Source organism: Aurantiacibacter sp. MUD11 (assembly GCF_026967575.1).
Taxonomy (GTDB): Bacteria; Pseudomonadota; Alphaproteobacteria; order Sphingomonadales; family Sphingomonadaceae; genus Alteraurantiacibacter.
In genome coordinates this window covers 1,874,628-1,895,116 of the sequence record NZ_CP114054.1, presented here as the reverse complement: position 1 = coordinate 1,895,116, position 20,489 = coordinate 1,874,628, and the positions used below count along the sequence as shown (strand labels likewise).

Below are 20,489 nucleotides of genomic sequence, written 5' to 3'. Positions count from 1 at the left end.
CTTGGGCGGCTAGGGTTTAAGGGGCATCGGGGGATGAAACGACACGAACTGCGCGGAGGCGAGCTGACACCGCCAAACCGCTTCGAGATCGATTACTTCCCGCCGGAAGGGCCGGTGGCGCAGTTCGTCACTACGTTTTATCACTTCCGTTGCGACGACCCGGTGGTGCGTGATATCCAGCCGGCGGCGGTGGGTCACCTGTCGCTGTTCCCTTACGGAAAGGGGCGGATGAGCCTGCCCGATGGCGGCTATGACCCCTCGCATGAAGTCAACCTGCTTACCCCGTTTTCGGCAGCTGCCGCCTTTGAGGTGGACGGACCGTTCCACGCCATCGGCGCCGCGCTATCGCCGCTTGGCTGGGCCGCGCTGACCGGTATGCATGCGCAGGAGCACGCCAACCGCCTCTACAATGCGGGCGATTGGCTGCCGGAAGAGATCGAGACCAACGGCAAACGCCTGTGCGAGGAGTATCGCAACGGCTCGGCTGCGGGGCAGGACCTCGTGGCAGAGCTCAGCCGAATGATCGTCAGCCATGCGCGGCTGCCGCGGCGGAAGCACCTCGAGCTGCTATCCGTGGTCGGCCAGTGGCTGACGGATTCGCTGCTCCCCAATGTAGAAGACCTCTATGCCGCGAGTTCGTTCTCGCGGCGGCAGACGCAGCGGCTGGTGCAACAGTATTTCGGCGTTTCTCCCGTCGCGCTGCGGCGCAAGTACCGGGCCTTGCGCGCGGCTGCCATGCTCTCGCGCCCACAGCTCACGCCGGAGGAAGAGGCGAGACTGGCCGAGTCCTTCTACGATCAGCCGCACATGATCCACGAGCTGCGCGAGTTCGTCGGTCGCACGCCGACGCGGCTGGCCGACGGCGAGTCGCCTTATCTGTCCGAACTTATCGACGGAAAGAACCTGCGCGAGCTGGACTAGTCCAGCCAGGCTATCGACAGGAACGGCACCATGGCGCGCGGCGACAACTCTTCCCAGCCCTACAGCTTCAATTTCCTGCCGGCGCCGCCGGCGCTGGCTGACCTGTGCAACTCGTTCTATTTCTTCGACACCCCGCTGACCCGTCTGGCAGACGTACTGCCGGCCTATTCCGGGCAGCTCATGCTGATCCTGAAGGGCAAGTGTTCGATCATTACCCCTTCCGGCGACGTGCAGGGCAATGACGATTGCACACTGCTGGCCCCCTTGCTGCAGGCCCACGAATTCATCCTCGACGGCCCGGTGCGGGTGTTTGGCGTCTCGCTCAACTTTCGCGGCTGGGCCACGCTGACCGGCCTCCCGGTCGACCAGTACAACAATGGCCAGGTCGAGCTGGAAACCGCCTTCGGCGAGGAGGTGGCGGCCAAGATCCGCGACCTCGCCCGCCGGGTGCGGGATGGAGAGATGGACGAGCAGGCCTTGCCGGAGGCGGTGACCGAAGTGCTCGCCGTCTGCCAGAAGCCGCTGCGACGCGGCCATCGGATGCTGATCGACGAGACGCTGGAATGGCTCAGCAGCAGCTTCCGCCCGGAACTGGACGACCTCTATGCTCGCTTGCCGATGTCACGCCGGCAGGCGCAGCGCAACGTGGCGCGATTCTTCGGCGTGCCACCGGTGCACCTGGCGCGGCGTTACCGCGCGGTGCGTGCCGCCACGATCCTTTCGCTGCCGGAAATTCCGCCGGCGCTGGAAGCCGAGATCCGTGAGGCGTTCTACGACCAACCGCACATGATCAAGGAAATCCGTTACTTCACCGGCCGCACCCCGCACCGGTTGCGCACTGCCGAGGGAGGCCCCGTGCCCGACACGCTGCACGCCGATGGATACAGCGCGGTCGACCCGTTCGGCGGCAGCGAGGCGAGCCAGTTGGGCAAGCAGCCCTGACGCTCAGCTGCTAACGACTCGCAACAAGCGGAAATGGGTTGATTCCGCCAGTTTTCCGCATAGGTGGCCAATCGGAACAATTTGGTCTGATTTAGTATGCGCCTATCGAATCTTGCTGACTATGCCGTCGTCACCATGAGTGCGGCTGCCCGCCATTGCGGCGGGGGCCGGACGAGTGCGTCCGAACTGGCGATGGAAACCGGCCTGCCGGCCCCCACCGTGCAGAAGGTGGTCAGCAAGCTGACGGCAGCGGGCCTGCTGCGTTCGTCCCGCGGGGCGGGCGGCGGGCTGCAACTGGCGCGTCCGGCGGCGGCGATCAGCCTCGCCGACATCGTCGAAGCGGTGGAGGGGCCGATCGCGCTCACCTCCTGCGTCGACGAGGCGCGGCACGACTGCGCATTGGAAGGCAATTGCGCGGTGCAGCCGCACTGGCCGGTAGTGAACACAGCGCTGCGCAGCGCACTGGCGGGCATTTCGCTGGTGCAGCTGGCGCAGATCGAGGAATTGGCATGAGCGAAGAACTGGACATCCAGGACCGCAAGGACGTGGATCGCCCCGAAATGGATCGGGAAGCGAAGGAAGCAGCCGCCAAGGCCGCCGAGTACGAACACGGCTGGTCGTCCGACATCGAAACCGAATATGCCGAGAAGGGCCTGACCGAAGACACGGTCCGCTTCATTTCGGCCAAGAAGGGCGAGCCGGAGTGGATGCTCGAATGGCGCCTGAAGGCGTTCCGCCTGTGGCAGACCATGGAAGAGCCGGACTGGGCCAAGCTCGGCTATCCGGAAATCGATTACCAGGACGCCTACTACTACGCCGCTCCAAAGAAGAAGGAGCAGCTGGAATCGCTCGACGAGCTCGATCCCGAGATCAAGGCGGTCTACGACAAGCTGGGCATCCCGGTGGCGGAGCAGGAAGTGCTCGCCAACGTGAAAGGCAGCCGCAAGGTGGCCGTGGACGCGGTGTTCGACAGCGTCAGCGTCGCCACCACTTTCCGCGAGGAGTTGAAGAAGGCGGGCGTCATCTTCCTCTCCATCAGCGAGGCGATCAAGGAACATCCCGAACTGGTGAAGAAATGGCTGGGCCGCGTGGTGCCGCAGAAGGACAACTTCTTCGCCACGCTCAACAGCGCGGTCTTCTCCGACGGCACCTTCGTCTACATTCCGGAGGGCGTTCGCTGCCCGATGGAGCTGTCGACCTATTTCCGCATCAATGCGGAGAATACCGGCCAGTTCGAACGCACGCTGATCGTGGCCGAAAAGGGCAGCTACGTCTCTTACCTGGAAGGCTGCACCGCGCCGCAGCGTGACGAGAACCAGCTGCACGCCGCCGTGGTGGAGCTGGTCGCGCTGGAAGATGCCGAGATCAAGTACTCGACCGTGCAGAATTGGTACCCCGGCGACAGCGAAGGCAAGGGCGGAATCTACAACTTCGTCACCAAGCGCGGCCTGTGCCAGGGTGCGCGTTCGAAGATTTCGTGGACGCAGGTGGAAACCGGCTCTGCGGTGACGTGGAAGTACCCCTCCTGCGTGCTGAATGGCGAGGACAGCGTGGGTGAGTTCTACTCGGTCGCGGTCACCAACAATTTCCAGCAGGCCGACACCGGCACCAAGATGATCCACAACGGCAAGGGCAGCCGCTCGACGATCATCTCCAAGGGCATTTCGGCCGGCAAGAGCAACAACACCTATCGCGGGCTGGTGCGCGTGGCGGCGAACGCCGATGGCGTGCGCAATTTCACCCAGTGCGACAGCCTGCTGTTGGGCGACAAGTGCGGCGCGCACACCGTGCCCTATATCGAGGTGAAGAACCCCTCCGCCCAGATCGAGCACGAGGCCACCACCAGCAAGATCAGCGACGATCAGCTGTTCTACGCCATGCAGCGCGGGCTGGGCGAGGAAGAGGCCGTGGCGCTGATCGTCAACGGCTTCGCCAAGGAAGTGCTGAAAGAGCTGCCGATGGAGTTCGCCGTCGAGGCGCAGAAGCTGCTGGCGATCTCGCTGGAAGGGAGCGTTGGGTGACCGACCGCAAGAAACTCCAACTCCGCGATCCTGCCGAGACCGCCGAGGCCCCCGCGCTCAAGAAGAAAGGCCGCGGCTGGGAAATCTCGGAGAAGCGGCTCGACGTGCTGCACGAGCAGGCGCGCGACATGCGGCGCCATGCCAGCGAAGCGCACAAGGCGCTGGCCGCGCGCTTCGCCAAGGCGGATCTTGGCAAGTACACGTTCAAGCGGTTCGCCGTGGTCGGCAGCGCGATTGTCGATTTCAACTGCCACAACCTCGGCATGGCCATCGCCATCGACGAGGAAGGCGACAACGAGGCCTTGAACCGTCGCCGCGACAAGTCGCTGGATGCGGTCGGCGTGAAGGTGATGCACCTGAAGGCCGCCGACATCCTGGAAAACATGGACGACGTGCTGAAGCGCATCACCGCCGGCATGCGCCTGCGCATTGCCGACAAGGCCGATGCCCGCCGTCGCCATCATGCCGAAAATCCCCGCCAGACCCGGCCGCGCTATGACCGCGACGGCAATGGCCCGCCCCGTAAACCCCGGAAAGACTGATGCTGAAAATCGAAAACCTCCACGCCGAAATCGACGGCAAGGAAATCCTCAAGGGCGTGACGCTCTCCATCGAGGCAGGCGAAGTGCACGCGATCATGGGCCCCAACGGCGCGGGCAAGTCCACGCTCGCCTATGTCCTGGGCGGTCGCCCCGGCTACGAAGTGACCCAGGGCTCGGTCGAGTTCATGGGCCAGGACCTGCTGGAGATGGAACCGCACGAGCGCGCTGCCGCGGGCTTCTTCCTCGGCTTCCAGTACCCGGTCGAGATTCCGGGCGTCTCCAACGTGCAGTTCCTGCGCGAGGCACTCAACTCGCAGCGCAAGGAGCGCGGCGAGGAACCGCTGTCGGGCGGCGAATTCCTGAAGTTGGCCAAGGAAAAGGCCGGGCTGCTCAAGCTCGACATGGACATGCTCAAGCGGTTCGTGAACGTCGGCTTCTCCGGCGGCGAGAAGAAGCGCAACGAGATGGTGCAGATGGGCATCCTCGACCCGGCCTTCGCCGTGCTCGACGAGACCGATAGCGGCCTCGACATCGATGCGCTGAAGGTGGTGGGCGAAGGCATCAATGCGATCATGCGCCAGCCTGAGAAAGGCGTGCTGCTGATCACCCACTACCAGCGCCTGCTCGACTACGTGCAGCCCGACTACGTGCACATCATGAGCGCGGGCCGCATCGTGAAGACCGGCGGTGCCGAGCTCGCCAAGCAGCTCGAAGAGCACGGCTACGACGAGGTGGTGGCCGCATGAGCGAGCTTCCCACCATTCGCGACGAAGCCTGGCGCTATGCCGATTTCGACGCGGTCGGGCAGCTTGGCGTGGCCGCGCTCGACCAGTGGAAAGAGGTGAATGTCGCCGCCGGCGAAACACACCGCCACTGCATGGTGGTGGGCGGCGATGCGCCCGAACTGCACCGTATCCGCCTGACCGTGGGCGAAGGCGCGCGGGCCGAACTGTTCGTGGTCGTCACCGGTGACGACTACTGCCGCGTGGAGGTCGAGACCGACCTTGCCACGGGCGCGCATTTCGAGCTGGGCGGCGTTACCATCGGCGGCGGTGACGCCGTGCGCGAGATCGTCACCCGCACCACGCACGACGCGCCGGAAGCGACCTCCAACCAGGTGGTTCGCGCTGTGCACTGGGGCCAGGCGACGGGCAACTTCCTCGGCGCGATCAACGTCGGCCGGCTCGGCCAGCGCACCGATGCCGCGCAGGATTTCAAGGCGCTGGTGCTGGAAAAGGGCGCCACCGCCAACACCAAGCCGGAGCTGGAAATCTTCGCTGACGACGTGAAGTGCGCGCACGGTGCCGCCATCGGCCAGATGGACGAGATGGCGCGCTATTACATGGCCAGCCGCGGTGTCGCCCCGGACCTCGCCAAGCGCCTGCTGATCCGCGCCTTCATCGCCGACGCGATTGCCGAACTGGAAGACGAGGGCGAGGCCGAGCGCCTGCTCGAAGCCGCGCTCGCCAAGCTGGAGGACCGCGTATGAGTGTCCGTCTGCTGACCGCCCTTGCCGCGCCGCTGGCGCTCGCCGCCTGCGCCGTGATGCCCTATCTCGATGCGCCGCCGGCCAGCGCCTACAACCCGATCGAGATCCCTGACCGGGTCTTCGCCAATCCCGACCAGGCAGTCGCCTGGTATCTCGAACGGACCGGCAACGCCGAGGCCGAGGTCACCACCGAGATCGGTCGCGATCCGAGCGGCCGGTTCACCCGCCTCGTGCTGATTACGGCCTCCGGCTACGCAGACGATTCGGTAACCGGCGAACAGTGGCGCCTCGCACTGGCGCAGACCGACATCGGTTTCCGCGTGGTGCAGGCGGGCATCCGCTACAATTGCGCACGGGGCGACAATCCTGGCTGGAGCCGCGACCTGTGTCCGTGATGACCGCCAGCAGGAAGGCCGATTTTCCCGGCCTCGTCACCGCCGATGGCGCGCCCTGGCACTATCTCGATAGTGCGGCGACGGCGCAGAAGCCGCGTGTGGTGATCGAGGCGGTGGAGCAGGCGCTGGGCGCCGATTACGCCACCGTCCATCGCGGCGTCTATGCCCGCTCGGCGGACATGACCCTTGCTTACGAAGCCGCGCGGCGCCGCGTGGCGGAGTTCATCGGCGGTGCGGAAGACGAGATCGTCTTCACCCGCGGAGCGACCGAGGCGATCAACCTGCTCGCCTACTCCTATCCGGACAAGGGCCGCGTGCTGCTGTCGGAGCTGGAGCACCACTCCAATATCGTGCCCTGGCAACTGGCCGGCTGGCAGGTCGATGTCTGCCCGCTGACCGACGATGGCCGGATCGACCTCGACGCCGCCGAGGCCATGCTGACGAGCGAGCACACGATGGTCGCCTTCGCGCACGTCTCCAACGTGCTGGGCAGCGTGGTCGACGGCAAGCGGGCGGCGGAGCTCGCCCATGCCGTGGGCGCCAAGCTGCTGCTCGACGGGTGCCAGGCCGTGCCGCGCATCCCCGTCGACGTCGTCGCCCTCGATTGCGACTTCTATGCCTTCAGCTCGCACAAGCTTTACGGCCCGACCGGTATCGGCGCGCTGTGGGGCCGGGCAGAGCTGCTGGCGGCCATGCCTCCGTGGCAGGGTGGTGGCGCGATGATCGATCGGGTGACTTTCGAAAAGACCACCTATGCCCCTGCGCCGCAGCGGTTCGAGGCGGGTACGCCCGCCATTGTCGAGGCCATCGGCTTCGGCGCCGCCTGCGACTACGTAGCGGGCATCGGTGTCGAGGCCATCCACGCGCACGAGGCCGCGCTGGTCGCCCAGACACGCGAGGCGCTGCGCGGCATGAACGACGTGACGCTCTATGGACCGGAAGACAGTGCGGGCATCGTCAGCTTCATGCTCGACGGCGTGCACCCGCACGATCTTGGCACGATTCTGGACGAGGAGAACGTCGCGATCCGTGCCGGGCACCACTGCGCGCAACCGCTGATGGACAAGCTGGGCATTCCTGCCACCGCGCGCGCCAGCTTCGGCATCTATTCCGACGAAACAGACGTCGCCGCGCTGATCCGCGGCATCGAACGCACCAAGAGGATTTTCGGCTGATGGAAGAGCCAAGAGACGAAAAGGATTTCATCGCGGCACCGTCTCCCGCGGAGCAGGTGGTGGAGAAGCCGCCGCGCGCCCGCGTGTCCGACGCGCCGCTTCCCGAAGAGCAAGAGAGCGCCGGCGAGAAGCTGGAGCGCAAGCGCGACTACCTGGAAGGCTTCCTCGCCAAGAAGCCCGAGAACGTGGCTCCGGGCGAGCCGGGCGGCGAGTTGCACCAGGCGGTGATCGACGCGCTCAAGGAAATCTACGATCCGGAAATCCCGGTGAACATCTATGACCTTGGCCTGATCTACAACGTCGAAGTCGCCGAAGACGCCGACGTCGTCGTCACCATGACGCTGACCACGCCGCACTGCCCGGTGGCCGAAACCATGCCGGGCGAGATCGAACTGCGTGTCGGCTCAATCCCCGGCGTGCGCGATGCCGAGGTGGTGGTGACCTGGGATCCGCCCTGGGACCCGTCGAAGATGAGCGACGAAGCCCGCCTCGAACTGGGGATGCTGTGAGCTCGCAGGCACCCGCGCTGACCGTATCGCTCGCCGATTACGGCGATGCGGCGGATGCGGCTGCGCTGGTCAGCCTGCTCGACGCTTACGCCCGCGATCCGATGGGCGGCGGGGAACCGCTGGCCGACGACACGCGGCAGACGCTGGTCGATGCACTGGCCGCCTTTCCCGGCGCCTTCTCGCTGATCGCCCGGCTCGACGACGTGCCCGTGGGCCTGGCCAACTGCTTCACCGGCTTTTCCACCTTCGCCGCCGCGCCGCTGGTCAACATCCACGATATGGCCGTGCTGCCGGGCTATCGCGACAAGGGCATCGGTCGCGCGCTGATGCAGGCGGTGGAGACCGAGGCCTTGAAGCGCGGTGCCTGCAAGATCACATTGGAAGTGCTGAGCGGCAATGCCCGCGCCATGGGCCTCTATGAAAGCTGCGGCTTTGGCGACTACCAGCTTGATCCCGAAGCCGGCAAGGCACTGTTCTGGCAGAAGAAACTGATATGACCGAGACGACCACGACCCGCCCCGCCCCGAAAGCCGCTGTCATCCTGACGCCGGCCGCCGAGCAACGCGTCGCCGACCTGATGGCCAAGGCGCCAGCGGATGCGATCGGCGTGAAGCTGTCGACCCCGCGGCGCGGCTGTTCGGGCCTGGCCTACTCGGTCGACTACGTTTCGGAAGAAGTCGCCTTCGACGAAAAGATCGAGACGCCCGGCGGCACCTTCTACATCGACGGCGCCAGCGTGCTCTACCTGGTCGGCAGCACGATGGACTGGGTGGAGGACGATTTCACCGCCGGGTTCGTGTTCGAAAACCCCAACGCCAAGGGCGCCTGCGGGTGCGGCGAAAGCTTCATGGTGTAAGGCGCTGGGCGCCCGGAATCGGGGCGCTGACCGTCAGGCCTGGCCAACTTCCTCGGCGAGGAATTCCAGCAAGGCCTGGTCGTAGGGGTCGACCTTGCCGTTCAGCGAAATCTGGCCGTCGAGCCAGTCCTTTTCGCTGCCGGTGACCTCTTCTTCGGCGGCAACCTGTTCCTCGCGGCTGGCTTCGGCCGACTTCTTGCCGAACACCACGCCAAAGGCATTGGGAGCGGCCACGGCCATTTCGCGCATGAAGCGGCCCACGCTCACCGAATTGTCGGCGATGAAGGCTTCCAGCTCCAGCATGCGTTCGCGGCTGATCTGCGCCTTGCCGCTGGCAAAGCCCATCAGGTAGTTGCCGACGCCCTGCACGAACAGCTTCTTGAACTCTTCCGCGTTGTCCTTGCCGACCACGGCATCCTTGATGCGGAACAGCATCTCGGCCTCGCGGCGGCTGACGGCGGCCGGGCGGTCGCTCGCCTGGCCGAAGATCACCCGGCGGATGATGCGGCATTCGGCGCGGCTGACGTGAGTGTCGGACAGCTCGCCGCCGCAGCGGGTCGGGCCGACGCCTTCCAGCACTTCCTTCTCCAGCACGCCGAGCACGTAGCTCTTCAGCGTTTCCGGCACGTTCTGCGCGCGTTCGATGATGCGGACGAGCGCTTCGAGTTCGGTCATCGAGCAGACGCGGCCATCGGCCTCCACCTGCGAGATCAGCCACTGGGCTTCCTCGGCGCTGGCGAAACCGCGCGGTTCGCTGCCGTGAAGCACGTAGTTCTGGATCGCCTCGACGAAGAAATCGGACCACTCGCGCGAGGGGTCTGCGATGGCGTGCTGGGTGGCAAACACCATTTCCGCCTCTTCGCGGGTCATCTTGCCATCGGCCCAGCCGGAACCGCGCAGGGCAGCAACCTCGGCGGCGCAGATGGTACGGTCGGCAGCAGCCTGCTGCGCAATCTTGGCGAATTCGAAACTCATGCGGCAAAATCCTCCGGTCGCGCGAGTACCATGACGCGACAGGGTTAAGGTCGGGTTAGCGCTGGTAAATCAGCCTTCCCGGTCACCTGCGCCGCGACAGCGCCTGGATGCACGCCAGCCGGTCCACCACCTGCCCGTCACTGGCGCGGCGCGCCTCGATCCAGGTCGCCACCGGCTCCGCATTCGGCGCCAGCGGATAGAGGTACACGTCGAGCACGCAGGCCGCGCCCGCGAACTGCAGCTTGCGCATGTCGCCCTCGGGCGTGTCGAGCCGCGGCGTGCCGAAGCGCGAGAGCAGCACCGGCGCCGGCTCGCGGATGATCCCGGCGAGGCCCGGCCCCTGCATGATCTCGGGCACGCGGAACCCGGCCACCGGCGCGGGTGGCGGCGGGGCCGTGGGCGGCACCACGCGCGGCTCCACCGTGCGCGGCGGCGGGGCGGGTGCCTGCGGACGCGGCGCACTGACGCAGGCCGAAAGCAGGGTGGCAACAAGGGCAATGGCGATCAAACGCATTTCAGGGGGCTTTCGAATTCTGCAATTTGCGATGGACGAGGTGGGTTGCCGATGTTGCCCCCAACACCGGCGCGAGGAAATTGGCGAAGGGCACGGCCATCATCGCCGCGATCAGGCCGCCCAGCAGGAACCGCTCGGCCTTGGCGACCGGCGCCTGTTCCGCCGGCTGATGGCAATGGCGCAGCCACACCATGTCCTGCAATTCGCGGCCCAGCAGCACGGCATTCACCAGCCAGAACAGCGCGAAGGTGCCCACGCCGGTAAACAGCAGCACCAGCGCCAGCGGCGCGGCAATCAGGTTCGCCAGCAGCGCCCGGCCGGCGCCGCGCAAGGCGTTGCGCCATTGCTCCGCCACCGACAGCTCGCGCGCCAGGTCCGCTTCCGCCGGATAGTGCCGCCGCTCCACCGCCAGCACGATCTCGTCGGCGTAGAACTGGATCACCGCCATGGCCACGATCCGCCAGGTCAGCCACAGGCCGACCACCGCCAGCATGAACGACAGCGCCCCGCGCACCGCGCCCGCACCGGCGAACAGCGCGTCCTCCAGTCCGCCGACGGCCAGCAGCCAGTCGAGCAGGTGCCAGCCGCCCGTCGCCACCAGCAGGAACAGCACGATCGTCACCGCCACGCTCTTCAGCAGGATGCGCAGCACTGCGCCGTCGAAGACCTGGCGCAGCCCGAGAGCAAGCGATGTTGGCAGGGAACCCATAGGTGCTTGCGATTGCGCGCCCCTTCCGCCAAGTCAACGCCGCATTGGCGGCCGCCGCCCACAGATCAGAAGGAATTTGCATGACTGCCCCTCGTTACGACGTAATCGCCATCGGCAATGCCATTGTCGACGTGATGGCCCCGGCTTCGGACGAACTGGTGGACGAGCTGGGCATGACCAAGGGCGGCATGACGCTGGTGGACGCGGACGGGGCGAAGGAGCTCTATTCCGCCATGGGCCCGGCGAAGGAGATTTCCGGCGGTTCGGCGGCCAACACCCTGGCCGGCCTTTCGGCGATGGGTGCGCAGTGCGCCTTCGTGGGCCAGGTGGCGGACGACCAGCTGGGCAACGTCTTCGCGCATGACATCCGCGCCGTGGGCATCGATTTCGACACCGCCCCGCGCGAAGGCGAGCCGCCGACTGCGCGCTGCCTGATCTTCGTCACCCCCGACGGCCAGCGCACGATGAACACCTTCCTCGGCGCCAGCCAGTTCCTGCCGCCCGAGGCGCTGGACCAAGAGGCCATCGGCGGCGCCAGGATCCTCTATCTCGAAGGTTACCTGTGGGATCCGGAAGAGCCGCGCGCGGCCATGCGCGCCGCCATCGAGACCGCCAAGGCCGCCGGTCGCAAGGTCGCCTTCACCCTGTCCGACGCCTTCGTGATCGACCGCCACGGCGACGATTTCCGCGCGCTGATCGCCGACGGACTGATCGACATCCTCTTCGCCAACAAGGTGGAGTTGGCCGCGATCACCGGCGAGGACGATTTCGACGCCGGGATCGACGCGCTGAAGGACCAGGTGCCGGTTCTGGTCGTCACCCGCAGCGAGGACGGCGCGGTCTGCGTCACCGATGGCGAACGCTCCGAGGTAGCAGCCGAGCCGATCGACAAGGTGGTCGACACCACTGGCGCGGGCGACCTGTTCGCCGCCGGCTTCCTGTTCGGCTACGTGCGCGGCGAGGAACCCGCCAGGTGCCTGCGCCGCGGCGCCATCGCCGCGGCCGAGATCATCAGCCACTACGGCGCGCGTTCGGAAGCCGACCTCGCCAAGCTGATGGCCGACAAGTTGGGCTGATCCGCTCTCATGCGTTCCGCCAATGTGGAACACATGGAACACTGTCCTGGATGAAAATTCCCCGCTGCCCCGAACCCGCAGGTTTCTGCGGGTCTGGAGGGCATGATTGGACATGCCTGACGCGTGTCAGAATGGCCGCGGTGTAGGAAAGGCAGCGCCTGCCAGGCAGTTCGCCTAGGCGCCGCTCGCGTTGGCCGCCTGAATGATCGCCTGGCACTCGTCGAAGTTGGAGAACTCGTAGCCGAGGTAGACGTAGAGCCCCAGCGGGCCGTCCGAGGTGATGTCCAGCAGGACGGTGGAAATCCCGTCCGATCCATCGAGTTGCCAGAAGCTCGATCGCTGGCGGTCTCCATGAAAGATGGAGAGGGCATATTCGTCTGCATCGTCGTAGTCCGATCCACGTGCGAGTGTATCGGTTTCCCGGGCCGGGCCGAATTCCGCCACCAGTGCCGGATGGTATCGGTCATAAGCCGCGAGGACCGCTCTGCCGTGCCGGTCCCGCTCGTAGGTGCGACCATACATCTGCACCTTGCAGACACCGGTTTCGGCGGTTGCCTGGACGGCCATGACGTCGATTTCGGGATCCGTGACCTGCGGAGTCACCTGATAGCGCTGGTTGGGATGTTCCTGCATCACCTGCAGGCTGGCGAGCGGCTGTCCCATCCGAATCCCGAAAACCGTCGGCGCGTCCGTCACCGGAGCAGGTGCAGCTGGCGCAGGCGCCGCGGTCGAGCGATTCATAATCCGCGCCTTCATCTCTTCGAATTCTTCTTCCGAAAGGATGCCGCGATCGCGCAGGTCGCCAAGCGCTTCCAGTTCCTCGAGCACGGTGCCCGTGGTCGAGGTGCCGGGGCTGGGTTCGCTGGCTGCTGGCGCACTGTTGTTCGCCGGTTCTTCGGTTTCCGGCTGCGGAGGCCCGAACGTGGCTGTCATGCGCTCCCCGCCACGTAAGTATTCGACTTCGTATTCCGGCAGGTCGAAGGCTTTTTCCGTCGCGACATAGAGCGAGCCGCGCGAGGCTACGAGTTCCCCGGCTATGCTCACGAGGATGTCGCCCGGCCTGATCCCGGCCGCCTCGCCTGACCCTCCCGGGCGAAGCTGCATCACTTCAAGCCCGCGTTGCGGCACACGCACGGGATTAACCTGCAGCCCCAACTCGGCACGGTTGGTTGGCAGGGGAAGCGGACCCGAATATCCTTCGCCGCCGGTGCCGGAGCCATCGCTGTCGCCACTGGTCGCGCCCATCAACAGTCCGGCTCCCGCGCCGACGGCACCACCCATATAGGCACCGAGTACGCCGCCGGCGATGGCACTGAAGAGGCCGCCACCGCCCCCACCGCCTATGCGCTGTTCGACATAGCTGACATTGGCCTCGTTCCGGGCGGCATCGAGGATATATCCAAACCTGGAATCACGGAATGCCCGGACCGCGTCTTCCTTGTTTCCGTTGATCGCTTCGGCAGCAGCAAGCAGCAGGTGCTCTTCGCGGGTCAGCGCCTGGTAACGCTCGCCTCGCTCGAAACGGCTCACGCCGTTCTGCAACAGGGCGAACACGGCGTCGTACTTGTCGGTTCGGATGGCTGTGTAGAGCGGCATCGTGCCATCCATGGCATCGATGTCATCCTCAAAACCCGCGACGCTGTCCGGATCGATCACCATGGCAAGTGTCGGCCCTCCTCGCTGGTAAAGCGAGCACGAGATGAACTGGAAGCGTGGACGTGCATCGACTTCAGAAAGCACCAGCCCGTTTTCGACCAGCACTTCGAGCAGATCGACGCGACCGCGGCACCCGATGGTCCGGAAATCGCCGGGATCATCGTTGACATAGGCAATCGCGCTGCCGCCATATTCACTGGCCAACAGCTCGCGCATCTCAGCGGCATCGTCCGGCAAGGCTTGCGCGGGAAGTGGAACAAAGATGGCGAGGGCGACGGCGGTCGTCAGGCTGACTTTGAATGACTTCATCAGCCAAGTTTGCGAAATCTTGCGTGCGGGGGCAAGCATCTGCCCCGGAGATTCGCAGCAGGCCTGTCAGCCTTCGCGTTCGATTTCCCGCCAGCCAATATCGTTGCGGTAGAAGCCACTGGGGAAATCCACTGCCTTTACCGCACGATAGGCGGCAGCTTGCGCGGCCTTGGTGTCGGTACCCGTGGCGGTAACGTTGAGCACGCGCCCGCCATTGGCCACCAGTTTTTCGCCGTCCATCCTGGTGCCCGCGTGGAAAACCTTGGCGCCATCGGCCTCGGCATCGCGCAGGTCGATCGCCCCGCCCTTCTCCGGCGTGCCGGGATAGCCGTTCGCGGCCATCACCACGGTCATCGCCGTGTCCTCGGCAAATTCGGCAGGCGGCAGGTCGGTCAGCGTGCCCTTGGCGCAGGCGAGCATGTAGTCGGCGAGGTCGCTTTGCAGGCGCATCATCAGCACCTGGCATTCGGGATCGCCGAAGCGGCAGTTGTATTCCACCAGCTTCACGCCTTCGTCGGTCAGCATCAGCCCGGCGTAGAGCACCCCGACATAGGGCATGCCGTCCTTGCGCAGCTGGCGCACGGTCGGGAAGACGATGCGCTCCAGCGTTTCGGCCACCAGCGCGTCGGTCAGCACGCGGGCCGGGCTGTAGGCGCCCATGCCGCCGGTATTGGGGCCGGTGTCGCCATCGCCCACGCGCTTGTGATCCTGCGCCGTGCCGAAGGGGATCACCGTCTCGCCGTCGGTCAGCGCGAAGAAGCTGGCTTCCTCGCCCGCCATGAATTCCTCGATCACAACTTCCGCCCCGGCTGAGCCGAACTTGCCGCCGAACATGTCCTCCAGCGCTTCGCGTGCGTGGTCTTCGTTCTCGGCGATCACCACGCCCTTGCCTGCCGCCAGGCCATCGGCCTTGAGCACGAACGGCGGAGCGAAGGTGCTCAGCGCGTCCTTGGCCTGTTCCAGCGAGGTGCAGTGGACATAGCCGGCGGTGGGAATGCCCGCGCGGTCGCACATGGCCTTGGTGAAGTTCTTGCTGCCTTCCAGCTGCGCGGCGGCCTTCGACGGACCGAACACCGGCACATCGGCGGCGCGCAGCGAATCGGCCAGGCCATCGACCAGCGGGGCCTCCGGGCCGATGACGACGAGGCCGATCGCCTTGTCCGCGCAGAAGGCGACGACGGCGGCGTGGTCGGTGGCGTCCAGCGTCACCAGCTCGGCGCATTCGGCCATGCCGGGATTGCCAGGCGCGACGTAGAGCTTGCCCCCATGTTCCGCGATGGCGGCGGATTGCGCCAGCTTCCAGCACAGGGCATGTTCGCGTCCACCCGAGCCAAGCACCAGGATATTCATGACGCGCAATTCTCCCTACGACGATTCCAACGGTGACAGGCTCGTAGCGACCAGCGCGGCAGGGGACAATTCCGCACCGCTTTCGATCACCGAGATTTCGCAGGCCCTGAAGCGCACGGTGGAGGATCGCTTCGGTTTCGTGCGCGTGCGCGGCGAGCTTTCGGGCGTGAAGCGGGCGGCGTCGGGACACGTCTACCTGGCGCTGAAGGACGAGAAGGCCGTGCTCGACGGGGTGATGTGGAAGGGCACGGCGGCGCGGTTGCCGTTCCGGCCCGAAGACGGGCTGGAAGTGGTCGCGAGCGGCAAGCTGACCACCTACCCCGGCCGCTCCAAGTACCAGATCGTGATCGAGCGGATGGAGATCGCCGGCGAGGGCGCGCTGCTGGCCCTGCTGGAGAAGACCAAGGCGCGGCTGGAGGCAGAGGGGCTGTTTGCGCCCGAGCGCAAGCGCGCCCTGCCCTTCGCGCCCAGGGTAATTGGCGTCGTGACGTCACCCACCGGCGCGGTGATCCGCGATATCCTCCACCGGCTGGAGGATCGCTTCCCCAGCCACGTCGTCGTCTGGCCCGTGCTGGTGCAGGGCGAAGGCGCGGCCAAGCAGGTGGCCGAAGCCGTGCGCGGCTTCGGTGCCTTGCCCGAAGGCGGCACCGTGCCCCGGCCCGACCTGCTGATCGTCGCGCGCGGGGGCGGCTCGATCGAGGACCTGTGGTCCTTCAACGAGGAGATCGTGGTGCGCGCGGTTGCCGAAAGCCCGATCCCGGTAATCAGCGCCGTCGGGCACGAGACCGATACCACGCTGTGCGACTATGCGGCGGACCGCCGCGCGCCGACGCCCACCGCCGCTGCCGAGATCGCCGTGCCGGTGCTGCGCGACCTCGTCGCCACGCTCGACGACTATGCCCTGCGCCAGCGCAAGGTGGTGATGCGCCCGGTCGAACTGGGCCGCGAACGCCTGGCTGCGCGCGCCGACCGTCTGCCGGCCCCCGAGCAATTGCTGCAACCGCAGGCGCAGAAGCTGGACGACCTTGGCGAGCGCTTGCGGCGCGGGTTGGTCGATCGCGCGGCGCGGGGGCGGGAGAAGCTGGCCGACCTGCGCCTTTCGCCCGCTATCCTGCGCTCCAACCTGCGCGACGCGAAACAGCGGCTGGCGGCGGCGCGGCTTGCCCCGGCGCTGGTCGAGCGCCCCATTGCCGAGGGCCGCGAGCGGCTGGCCGCCCTCGCCCGGCTGGCCGAGCAGTTGCATCCGGAAAAGCCGCTCTCGCGCGGCTATGCCATGGTGCTGGACGGCGCGGGCAAGGCCGTCACCAGTGCGGCTGCCGCGGCGCGCGAACCGGTGCTGGGCATCAAGTTCGCCGACGGCACCGTGCAGGCCGTGCCGGGGGATACGCCGCGCAAGGCTCCGAAGCGCGCCCCGAAAAGCGACAAGCCGAAGCCCGACGACGGACAGGCGAAATTGCTTTGACCGGGTAGAGCCACTACATTGGGGCCATGTTGATGTCTTCTTCCGACAAGGCGGCCACGCTGATCTACGGCCCCAACGGCTTTCGCGTGGTCAAGCCCGGCCATTTCGTCCCCTGCGCCATGAGCGGTGTACCCATCCCGCTGGAAGAGCTGCGCTACTGGAGCGTGGACCGGCAGGAAGCCTACGCGAGTGCGGAACTCTCCACTCGCCGCGCGCTTGAGGACCTGTGAGCCTGAACCCTGTTGCCATTGCCAGTACCGTGACCTGCCTGCTGCTGGCAGGCTGCTCGGTGGCAACCTCTGCCAACGAAGAAAGCACCCCGGCGCCCGCAGCCGGGACGTCGCAGGCAAGCGCTCCGGCAACCGCCGAACCCGCACCTGCTGCGGCGCCGACATCGGCCCGTCCGGCAAGCTTCGAATACGATGGCGCGCTGACGCAGGGCGGCTGGATTCGCGGACAGGCTCCCGCCGGCACCGTCTCCGCCCGACTGGGCGAGCAGGACCTGCTGCTGGACGCCGAGGGCAACTTCTTCGCGGCTTTCGACCGCGATGCCGAAGGCACGGCGGAACTGGTGGCCACGCTGGCCGACGGCAGCGAGGTGCGCAGCGAACTATCCGTCAGTCCGCGCGACTGGAACATCGAGCGCGTCAACGTCGCCTTGCGCCCGTCCTCTTCCAGCGAAGCCTTCCGCCGCCGCCGCGCGCCGGAGCTCGACGCGATCTGGGATGCCCGCACGGCCAATTCCGATAGCCTTGGCTGGAGCGAGCAATTCATCTGGCCGCTGACCGGACGCATCTCCGGCCGTTTCGGCTCGCAGCGCATCTATCGCGGCGAGCCGGGCAGCTATCACTCGGGCATCGACATCGCCACGGGCGGCAGCGGCGATCCCTTCGTCGCCCCCGCCGGCGGCGTGGTGACGCTGGCGACCGAGACGCCCTTCAGCCTCGAAGGCTACCTGCTGATCATCGACCATGGTGCGGGCCTCAACAGCGCCTTCCTGCACCTGTCGGACATTGCCGTTGAGGTGGGTGACCGCGTCGAGCAGGGCCAGCTGCTGGGCCGCATCGGCTCTTCCGGACGCGCGACCGGACCGCACCTGCACTGGAGCATGAAGTGGCACAATTCGCGGCTCGACCCGATCCTGTTCACCGGCCCCATGCCCTGAGCCGCCTGCGCGTGCGGGCATGACCGGGACCATGCGAGGCAGGAGCATCAGGATCGCGGCAGCTGCCATGCTGGCCGCGCTCGCCCTTGCCAGCACCTGGTGGCGCACGCCGGTTTCCGAAGGCGATATCGGCGCTCTGGAGGCTGTCGCGCTCGCCTACCCTGAAGGGACCGAGAGCGGCTTTCGCGTCACCGGCCTGTGGGACATGCGCACGTCCGACATTCGCTTTGGCGGTTATTCCGCGCTGATCTTCGCCGGTGATGACCGACTGCTCGCCTTCGCCGATCGCGGGCGACGCCTGGAGTTCGGGCAGCCGGGTGACAGCGACCTGCCGGCTTCGCAGGTCGATCATCGACCCAGGCGGGGCCTCGAACAGCGGCTGTGGGATATCGAATCGGCCACCCGCAATCCGGCCAGCGGCGCCTACTGGCTCGGCTACGAGGCGGAGCACGCGATTCACCGTTTCACCGCTGACCATCGGCCCAATGGGCATGTCTTGCTGGAAACGGCGCGATGGCCCGACAACAGCGGGCTGGAAAGCCTCGTCCGGCTGGCGGACGGGCGCTTCCTGATGCTGCCCGAAAGCGAGGCGCGGCTTTATCTCTATCCCGCCGACCCGGTGGAAGGCGCGGATGCCGTCCCCTTCCCCGTCGAATGGCCCGAAGCCGAATTCGCCCCCACCGATGCCGCCGAACTGCCCGACGGGCGGGTGCTGGTGCTAATGCGCCGCGTGGTGGCGGGCTTGCCGCCGACCTTCGACAACCTGATCGTGGTGGGCGCGCTGCCTGCCGAGGGCGAGGCGTTCCGCCCCGAGGTGGCGCTATGGCTCAACCGGCTGCTGCCGCACGAGAACTACGAGGGGATGGCGCTGACCCCCCTGCCCGATGGCGGCGCGGAGATCTGGCTTATCGCGGATGACAATTTCAGTGCCTTCCAGCGCACCCTGCTGGCGCGCCTGCGCTGGCAGCCCTGAACAGCAGGCACGAAAAAGCGCGCGAGGAACAGGTCCGCGCGCGCTGATTCGCGTCAGACGTGGTGAAGCGCTCAGGCGGCTTCGGCCAGCGCCTTCTTCAGTTCGCGCTTCACCTTCTGGGCGCGCGTCGAAAGCTTTTCGTCCTTGGTCTTCAGCAGCCAGTTGTCGAGGCCGCCGTTGTGCTCGACCGAGCGCAGGCCCTGCGTGGACACGCGGAACTTGAAGCTCTTTTCCAGCTTCTCGCTCATCAGCGTGACGTTCTGCAGGTTGGGCAGGAAGACGCGCTTGGTCTTGTTGTTGGCGTGGCTGACATTGTTGCCGACCTGGCGGCCCTTGCCGGTAAGTTCGCAGATGCGCGACATGGCGAAATCTCTCGTCTAAAACGGTTGTTCGGTTCAGCTTTGTGCTGGGAAAGGCGCGCGCATACAGGGGGGCTGGAGATTCGTCAAGCGATGCCGTAGCGCGCAAGGCATGGCGAAATGGCCCCTACCCGATGCAATGCGCCGCGCGCTGGACCTTGCCGCAGAGGCCGGGGTGGCGGGCGAAGTGCCCGTTGGCGCCGTCGTGGTCAAGGACGGCAGGATTATCGGCGAGGGCAATAACCTTACCCGCACCTGCAAGGATCCCACGGGCCACGCAGAGATCATTGCGATTCGCAATGCCGCCGAACTGCTCGACGACGAGCGCCTGACCGGCTGCGACATCTACGTGACGCTGGAGCCCTGCGCCATGTGCGCCGGTGCCATCAGCCACGCCCGGCTGGCCCGTCTCTACTATGGCGCGAGCGATCCCAAGGGCGGCGGAGTCGAACACGGCGCGCGCGTGTTCGAGCACAAGCAGTGCCTGCACAAGCCGGAGGTCTACACCGGCATCGGCGAGACCGAGGCGGCGGAGCTGCTGCGCCGGTTCTTCCGGGAGCGGCGGTAGCCACAGCTCGAATTTGAGCCATCGCAATGACAGCGGCGGCTCCCAAGACCATGATTCGCTTCGTCTTCAACGGTTCAAGAATGGAGAGGAACGATGGCCAAACTTCCAGCCCGCCGCAGTCTCTTTGACGAGCTGTTCAACGATTTCCCGCTCGGATACTCGATTGCGCCGCTACACGGCGATCCGCTGCCGCATCCCGGCAAGATCAAGATCGACGTGAAGGAGCGCGGCGACGAACTGATCGTCCAGGCGGAGATTCCCGGTGTCGCCAAGGACGACATCGATGTTTCGGTCGACAACAACCTACTGACGATCAGCGCCGAGGTCTCGCAATACGATGCCGATACGGAGAACGACCACGTGCTCCATTCGGAGCGCTACTATGGCAGCGTCCAGCGCAGCATCTCGTTGCCGGCCGAAGTGTCGATCGACGATGCCAGCGCCAAGTACGAGGACGGCATCCTCGTCCTCACGCTGCCCAAGGCGGCGAAGGACGCCAAGAAGCAGATCAAGGTCGGCTAGC

25 protein-coding genes are annotated in these 20,489 nt (G+C 66.2%); 19 read left to right on the top strand and 6 right to left on the bottom strand.

What is annotated here, in order from left to right; all coding sequences use genetic code 11:
- Window positions 1-33 precede the first annotated feature (33 nt).
- The 12 genes from OZN62_RS09420 to OZN62_RS09365 all read left to right on the top strand — a co-directional run bounded on the left by OZN62_RS09420 (window position 34) and on the right by OZN62_RS09365 (window position 8,850).
- Entirely contained in the window at window positions 34-921 is an 888-nt protein-coding gene (locus OZN62_RS09420; protein WP_269099362.1) for a helix-turn-helix transcriptional regulator, read from the top strand.
- A gap of 30 nt (window positions 922-951) precedes the next feature.
- Entirely contained in the window at window positions 952-1,863 is a 912-nt protein-coding gene (locus OZN62_RS09415) for a helix-turn-helix domain-containing protein (RefSeq protein ID WP_269099361.1), read from the top strand.
- A gap of 96 nt (window positions 1,864-1,959) precedes the next feature.
- Entirely contained in the window at window positions 1,960-2,376 is a 417-nt protein-coding gene (locus OZN62_RS09410) for an SUF system Fe-S cluster assembly regulator (protein ID WP_269099360.1), read from the top strand.
- Window positions 2,373-3,884, top strand: a complete 1,512-nt coding sequence (gene sufB, locus OZN62_RS09405) for a Fe-S cluster assembly protein SufB (RefSeq protein WP_269099359.1) — start codon at window positions 2,373-2,375, stop codon at window positions 3,882-3,884. The genes OZN62_RS09410 and sufB overlap by 4 nt, the downstream gene beginning before the upstream one ends.
- A complete protein-coding gene (locus tag OZN62_RS09400) occupies window positions 3,881-4,426 on the top strand; it encodes a DUF559 domain-containing protein (RefSeq protein WP_269099358.1) in 546 nt (181 codons plus the stop codon). The genes sufB and OZN62_RS09400 overlap by 4 nt, the downstream gene beginning before the upstream one ends.
- Window positions 4,426-5,172 carry a Fe-S cluster assembly ATPase SufC gene (sufC, locus tag OZN62_RS09395; protein WP_269099357.1) on the top strand — a complete coding sequence of 249 codons (747 nt, stop codon included), beginning with the start codon at window positions 4,426-4,428 and terminating at the stop codon, window positions 5,170-5,172. Before OZN62_RS09400 ends, sufC begins: the two co-directional genes overlap by 1 nt.
- Window positions 5,169-5,915: a SufD family Fe-S cluster assembly protein gene (locus OZN62_RS09390; RefSeq protein ID WP_269099355.1), complete on the top strand. Its 747-nt coding sequence runs from the start codon at window positions 5,169-5,171 to the stop codon at window positions 5,913-5,915. Before sufC ends, OZN62_RS09390 begins: the two co-directional genes overlap by 4 nt.
- Window positions 5,912-6,310 carry a hypothetical protein gene (locus OZN62_RS09385; RefSeq protein ID WP_269099353.1) on the top strand — a complete coding sequence of 133 codons (399 nt, stop codon included), beginning with the start codon at window positions 5,912-5,914 and terminating at the stop codon, window positions 6,308-6,310. Before OZN62_RS09390 ends, OZN62_RS09385 begins: the two co-directional genes overlap by 4 nt.
- Window positions 6,310-7,485 (top strand): aminotransferase class V-fold PLP-dependent enzyme, encoded by a 1,176-nt coding sequence (locus OZN62_RS09380; protein WP_269099352.1) that lies wholly within the window; start codon window positions 6,310-6,312, stop codon window positions 7,483-7,485. Before OZN62_RS09385 ends, OZN62_RS09380 begins: the two co-directional genes overlap by 1 nt.
- Window positions 7,485-7,994, top strand: coding sequence for an SUF system Fe-S cluster assembly protein (locus OZN62_RS09375; RefSeq protein ID WP_269099351.1), 510 nt, complete (start codon window positions 7,485-7,487; stop codon window positions 7,992-7,994). The genes OZN62_RS09380 and OZN62_RS09375 overlap by 1 nt, the downstream gene beginning before the upstream one ends.
- A complete protein-coding gene (locus OZN62_RS09370; RefSeq protein ID WP_269099350.1) occupies window positions 7,991-8,491 on the top strand; it encodes a GNAT family N-acetyltransferase in 501 nt (166 codons plus the stop codon). Before OZN62_RS09375 ends, OZN62_RS09370 begins: the two co-directional genes overlap by 4 nt.
- Complete coding sequence (locus tag OZN62_RS09365; protein WP_269099349.1) at window positions 8,488-8,850, top strand: HesB/IscA family protein; 363 nt, start codon at window positions 8,488-8,490, stop codon at window positions 8,848-8,850. The genes OZN62_RS09370 and OZN62_RS09365 overlap by 4 nt, the downstream gene beginning before the upstream one ends.
- A 33-nt stretch (window positions 8,851-8,883) precedes the next feature.
- On the opposite strand, the gene OZN62_RS09360 is transcribed toward OZN62_RS09365, so the two are convergent.
- The 3 genes from OZN62_RS09360 to OZN62_RS09350 all read right to left on the bottom strand — a co-directional run bounded on the left by OZN62_RS09360 (window position 8,884) and on the right by OZN62_RS09350 (window position 11,048).
- Window positions 8,884-9,825 carry a hypothetical protein gene (locus OZN62_RS09360; protein WP_269099348.1) on the bottom strand — a complete coding sequence of 314 codons (942 nt, stop codon included), beginning with the start codon at window positions 9,823-9,825 and terminating at the stop codon, window positions 8,884-8,886.
- A gap of 82 nt (window positions 9,826-9,907) precedes the next feature.
- On the bottom strand, window positions 9,908-10,339 hold the full coding sequence (locus OZN62_RS09355; protein ID WP_269099347.1) for a hypothetical protein: 432 nt from the start codon (window positions 10,337-10,339) through the stop codon (window positions 9,908-9,910).
- A 1-nt stretch (window position 10,340) separates the two neighbouring features.
- Window positions 10,341-11,048 (bottom strand): EI24 domain-containing protein, encoded by a 708-nt coding sequence (locus OZN62_RS09350; protein WP_269099346.1) that lies wholly within the window; start codon window positions 11,046-11,048, stop codon window positions 10,341-10,343.
- Between the two features lie 80 nt (window positions 11,049-11,128).
- Here OZN62_RS09350 and OZN62_RS09345 point away from each other — a divergent pair, with 80 nt between their 5' ends.
- On the top strand, window positions 11,129-12,124 hold the full coding sequence (locus OZN62_RS09345) for an adenosine kinase (protein ID WP_269099345.1): 996 nt from the start codon (window positions 11,129-11,131) through the stop codon (window positions 12,122-12,124).
- A gap of 174 nt (window positions 12,125-12,298) precedes the next feature.
- Here the strand turns inward: OZN62_RS09345 and OZN62_RS09340 are convergent, their stop codons facing one another.
- Both OZN62_RS09340 and purD read right to left on the bottom strand, forming a co-directional pair.
- Window positions 12,299-14,128, bottom strand: coding sequence for an SHOCT domain-containing protein (locus OZN62_RS09340; RefSeq protein WP_269099344.1), 1,830 nt, complete (start codon window positions 14,126-14,128; stop codon window positions 12,299-12,301).
- A gap of 27 nt (window positions 14,129-14,155) precedes the next feature.
- Window positions 14,156-15,439, bottom strand: a complete 1,284-nt coding sequence (gene purD, locus OZN62_RS09335) for a phosphoribosylamine--glycine ligase (protein ID WP_269099343.1) — start codon at window positions 15,437-15,439, stop codon at window positions 14,156-14,158.
- Here purD and xseA point away from each other — a divergent pair.
- Genes xseA through OZN62_RS09315 form a run of 4 tightly spaced genes read left to right on the top strand, consistent with a single transcriptional unit; the run spans window position 15,438 to window position 19,039 of the window.
- Window positions 15,438-16,901, top strand: a complete 1,464-nt coding sequence (gene xseA / locus OZN62_RS09330) for an exodeoxyribonuclease VII large subunit (protein ID WP_269099342.1) — start codon at window positions 15,438-15,440, stop codon at window positions 16,899-16,901. The two genes, purD and xseA, sit on opposite strands and share 2 nt — an antisense overlap.
- 26 nt (window positions 16,902-16,927) lie before the next feature.
- Window positions 16,928-17,131: a DUF2093 domain-containing protein gene (locus OZN62_RS09325; protein ID WP_269099341.1), complete on the top strand. Its 204-nt coding sequence runs from the start codon at window positions 16,928-16,930 to the stop codon at window positions 17,129-17,131.
- A complete protein-coding gene (locus OZN62_RS09320) occupies window positions 17,128-18,066 on the top strand; it encodes a M23 family metallopeptidase (protein WP_330848735.1) in 939 nt (312 codons plus the stop codon). Before OZN62_RS09325 ends, OZN62_RS09320 begins: the two co-directional genes overlap by 4 nt.
- A 19-nt stretch (window positions 18,067-18,085) precedes the next feature.
- Window positions 18,086-19,039 carry an esterase-like activity of phytase family protein gene (locus tag OZN62_RS09315; protein WP_269099340.1) on the top strand — a complete coding sequence of 318 codons (954 nt, stop codon included), beginning with the start codon at window positions 18,086-18,088 and terminating at the stop codon, window positions 19,037-19,039.
- A gap of 71 nt (window positions 19,040-19,110) precedes the next feature.
- On the opposite strand, the gene rpmB is transcribed toward OZN62_RS09315, so the two are convergent.
- Window positions 19,111-19,401 carry a 50S ribosomal protein L28 gene (gene rpmB, locus OZN62_RS09310; protein ID WP_269099339.1) on the bottom strand — a complete coding sequence of 97 codons (291 nt, stop codon included), beginning with the start codon at window positions 19,399-19,401 and terminating at the stop codon, window positions 19,111-19,113.
- A 109-nt stretch (window positions 19,402-19,510) separates the two neighbouring features.
- On the opposite strand from rpmB, the gene OZN62_RS09305 reads away from it, so the two are divergent.
- Both OZN62_RS09305 and OZN62_RS09300 read left to right on the top strand, forming a co-directional pair.
- On the top strand, window positions 19,511-19,966 hold the full coding sequence (locus tag OZN62_RS09305) for a nucleoside deaminase (RefSeq protein ID WP_269099338.1): 456 nt from the start codon (window positions 19,511-19,513) through the stop codon (window positions 19,964-19,966).
- 93 nt (window positions 19,967-20,059) lie between these two features.
- Window positions 20,060-20,488, top strand: a complete 429-nt coding sequence (locus OZN62_RS09300) for an Hsp20/alpha crystallin family protein (protein ID WP_269099337.1) — start codon at window positions 20,060-20,062, stop codon at window positions 20,486-20,488.
- Window position 20,489 lies beyond the last annotated feature (1 nt).

Coding starts and splice junctions, on each gene's coding strand:
- OZN62_RS09340 (WP_269099344.1), bottom strand. CDS start 14,128: ATGCTTGCCCCCGCACGCAAGATTTCGCAAACTTGGCTGATGAAGTCA.
- OZN62_RS09325 (WP_269099341.1), top strand. CDS start 16,928: ATGTTGATGTCTTCTTCCGACAAGGCGGCCACGCTGATCTACGGCCCC.
- OZN62_RS09355 (WP_269099347.1), bottom strand. CDS start 10,339: ATGCGTTTGATCGCCATTGCCCTTGTTGCCACCCTGCTTTCGGCCTGC.
- OZN62_RS09390 (WP_269099355.1), top strand. CDS start 5,169: ATGAGCGAGCTTCCCACCATTCGCGACGAAGCCTGGCGCTATGCCGAT.
- OZN62_RS09410 (WP_269099360.1), top strand. CDS start 1,960: ATGCGCCTATCGAATCTTGCTGACTATGCCGTCGTCACCATGAGTGCG.
- OZN62_RS09420 (WP_269099362.1), top strand. CDS start 34: ATGAAACGACACGAACTGCGCGGAGGCGAGCTGACACCGCCAAACCGC.
- OZN62_RS09365 (WP_269099349.1), top strand. CDS start 8,488: ATGACCGAGACGACCACGACCCGCCCCGCCCCGAAAGCCGCTGTCATC.
- OZN62_RS09360 (WP_269099348.1), bottom strand. CDS start 9,825: ATGAGTTTCGAATTCGCCAAGATTGCGCAGCAGGCTGCTGCCGACCGT.
- sufC (WP_269099357.1), top strand. CDS start 4,426: ATGCTGAAAATCGAAAACCTCCACGCCGAAATCGACGGCAAGGAAATC.
- sufB (WP_269099359.1), top strand. CDS start 2,373: ATGAGCGAAGAACTGGACATCCAGGACCGCAAGGACGTGGATCGCCCC.
- OZN62_RS09305 (WP_269099338.1), top strand. CDS start 19,511: ATGGCGAAATGGCCCCTACCCGATGCAATGCGCCGCGCGCTGGACCTT.
- OZN62_RS09385 (WP_269099353.1), top strand. CDS start 5,912: ATGAGTGTCCGTCTGCTGACCGCCCTTGCCGCGCCGCTGGCGCTCGCC.
- purD (WP_269099343.1), bottom strand. CDS start 15,439: ATGAATATCCTGGTGCTTGGCTCGGGTGGACGCGAACATGCCCTGTGC.
- OZN62_RS09375 (WP_269099351.1), top strand. CDS start 7,485: ATGGAAGAGCCAAGAGACGAAAAGGATTTCATCGCGGCACCGTCTCCC.
- OZN62_RS09345 (WP_269099345.1), top strand. CDS start 11,129: ATGACTGCCCCTCGTTACGACGTAATCGCCATCGGCAATGCCATTGTC.
- OZN62_RS09315 (WP_269099340.1), top strand. CDS start 18,086: ATGACCGGGACCATGCGAGGCAGGAGCATCAGGATCGCGGCAGCTGCC.
- OZN62_RS09300 (WP_269099337.1), top strand. CDS start 20,060: ATGGCCAAACTTCCAGCCCGCCGCAGTCTCTTTGACGAGCTGTTCAAC.
- OZN62_RS09380 (WP_269099352.1), top strand. CDS start 6,310: ATGACCGCCAGCAGGAAGGCCGATTTTCCCGGCCTCGTCACCGCCGAT.
- xseA (WP_269099342.1), top strand. CDS start 15,438: ATGACGCGCAATTCTCCCTACGACGATTCCAACGGTGACAGGCTCGTA.
- rpmB (WP_269099339.1), bottom strand. CDS start 19,401: ATGTCGCGCATCTGCGAACTTACCGGCAAGGGCCGCCAGGTCGGCAAC.
- OZN62_RS09415 (WP_269099361.1), top strand. CDS start 952: ATGGCGCGCGGCGACAACTCTTCCCAGCCCTACAGCTTCAATTTCCTG.
- OZN62_RS09350 (WP_269099346.1), bottom strand. CDS start 11,048: ATGGGTTCCCTGCCAACATCGCTTGCTCTCGGGCTGCGCCAGGTCTTC.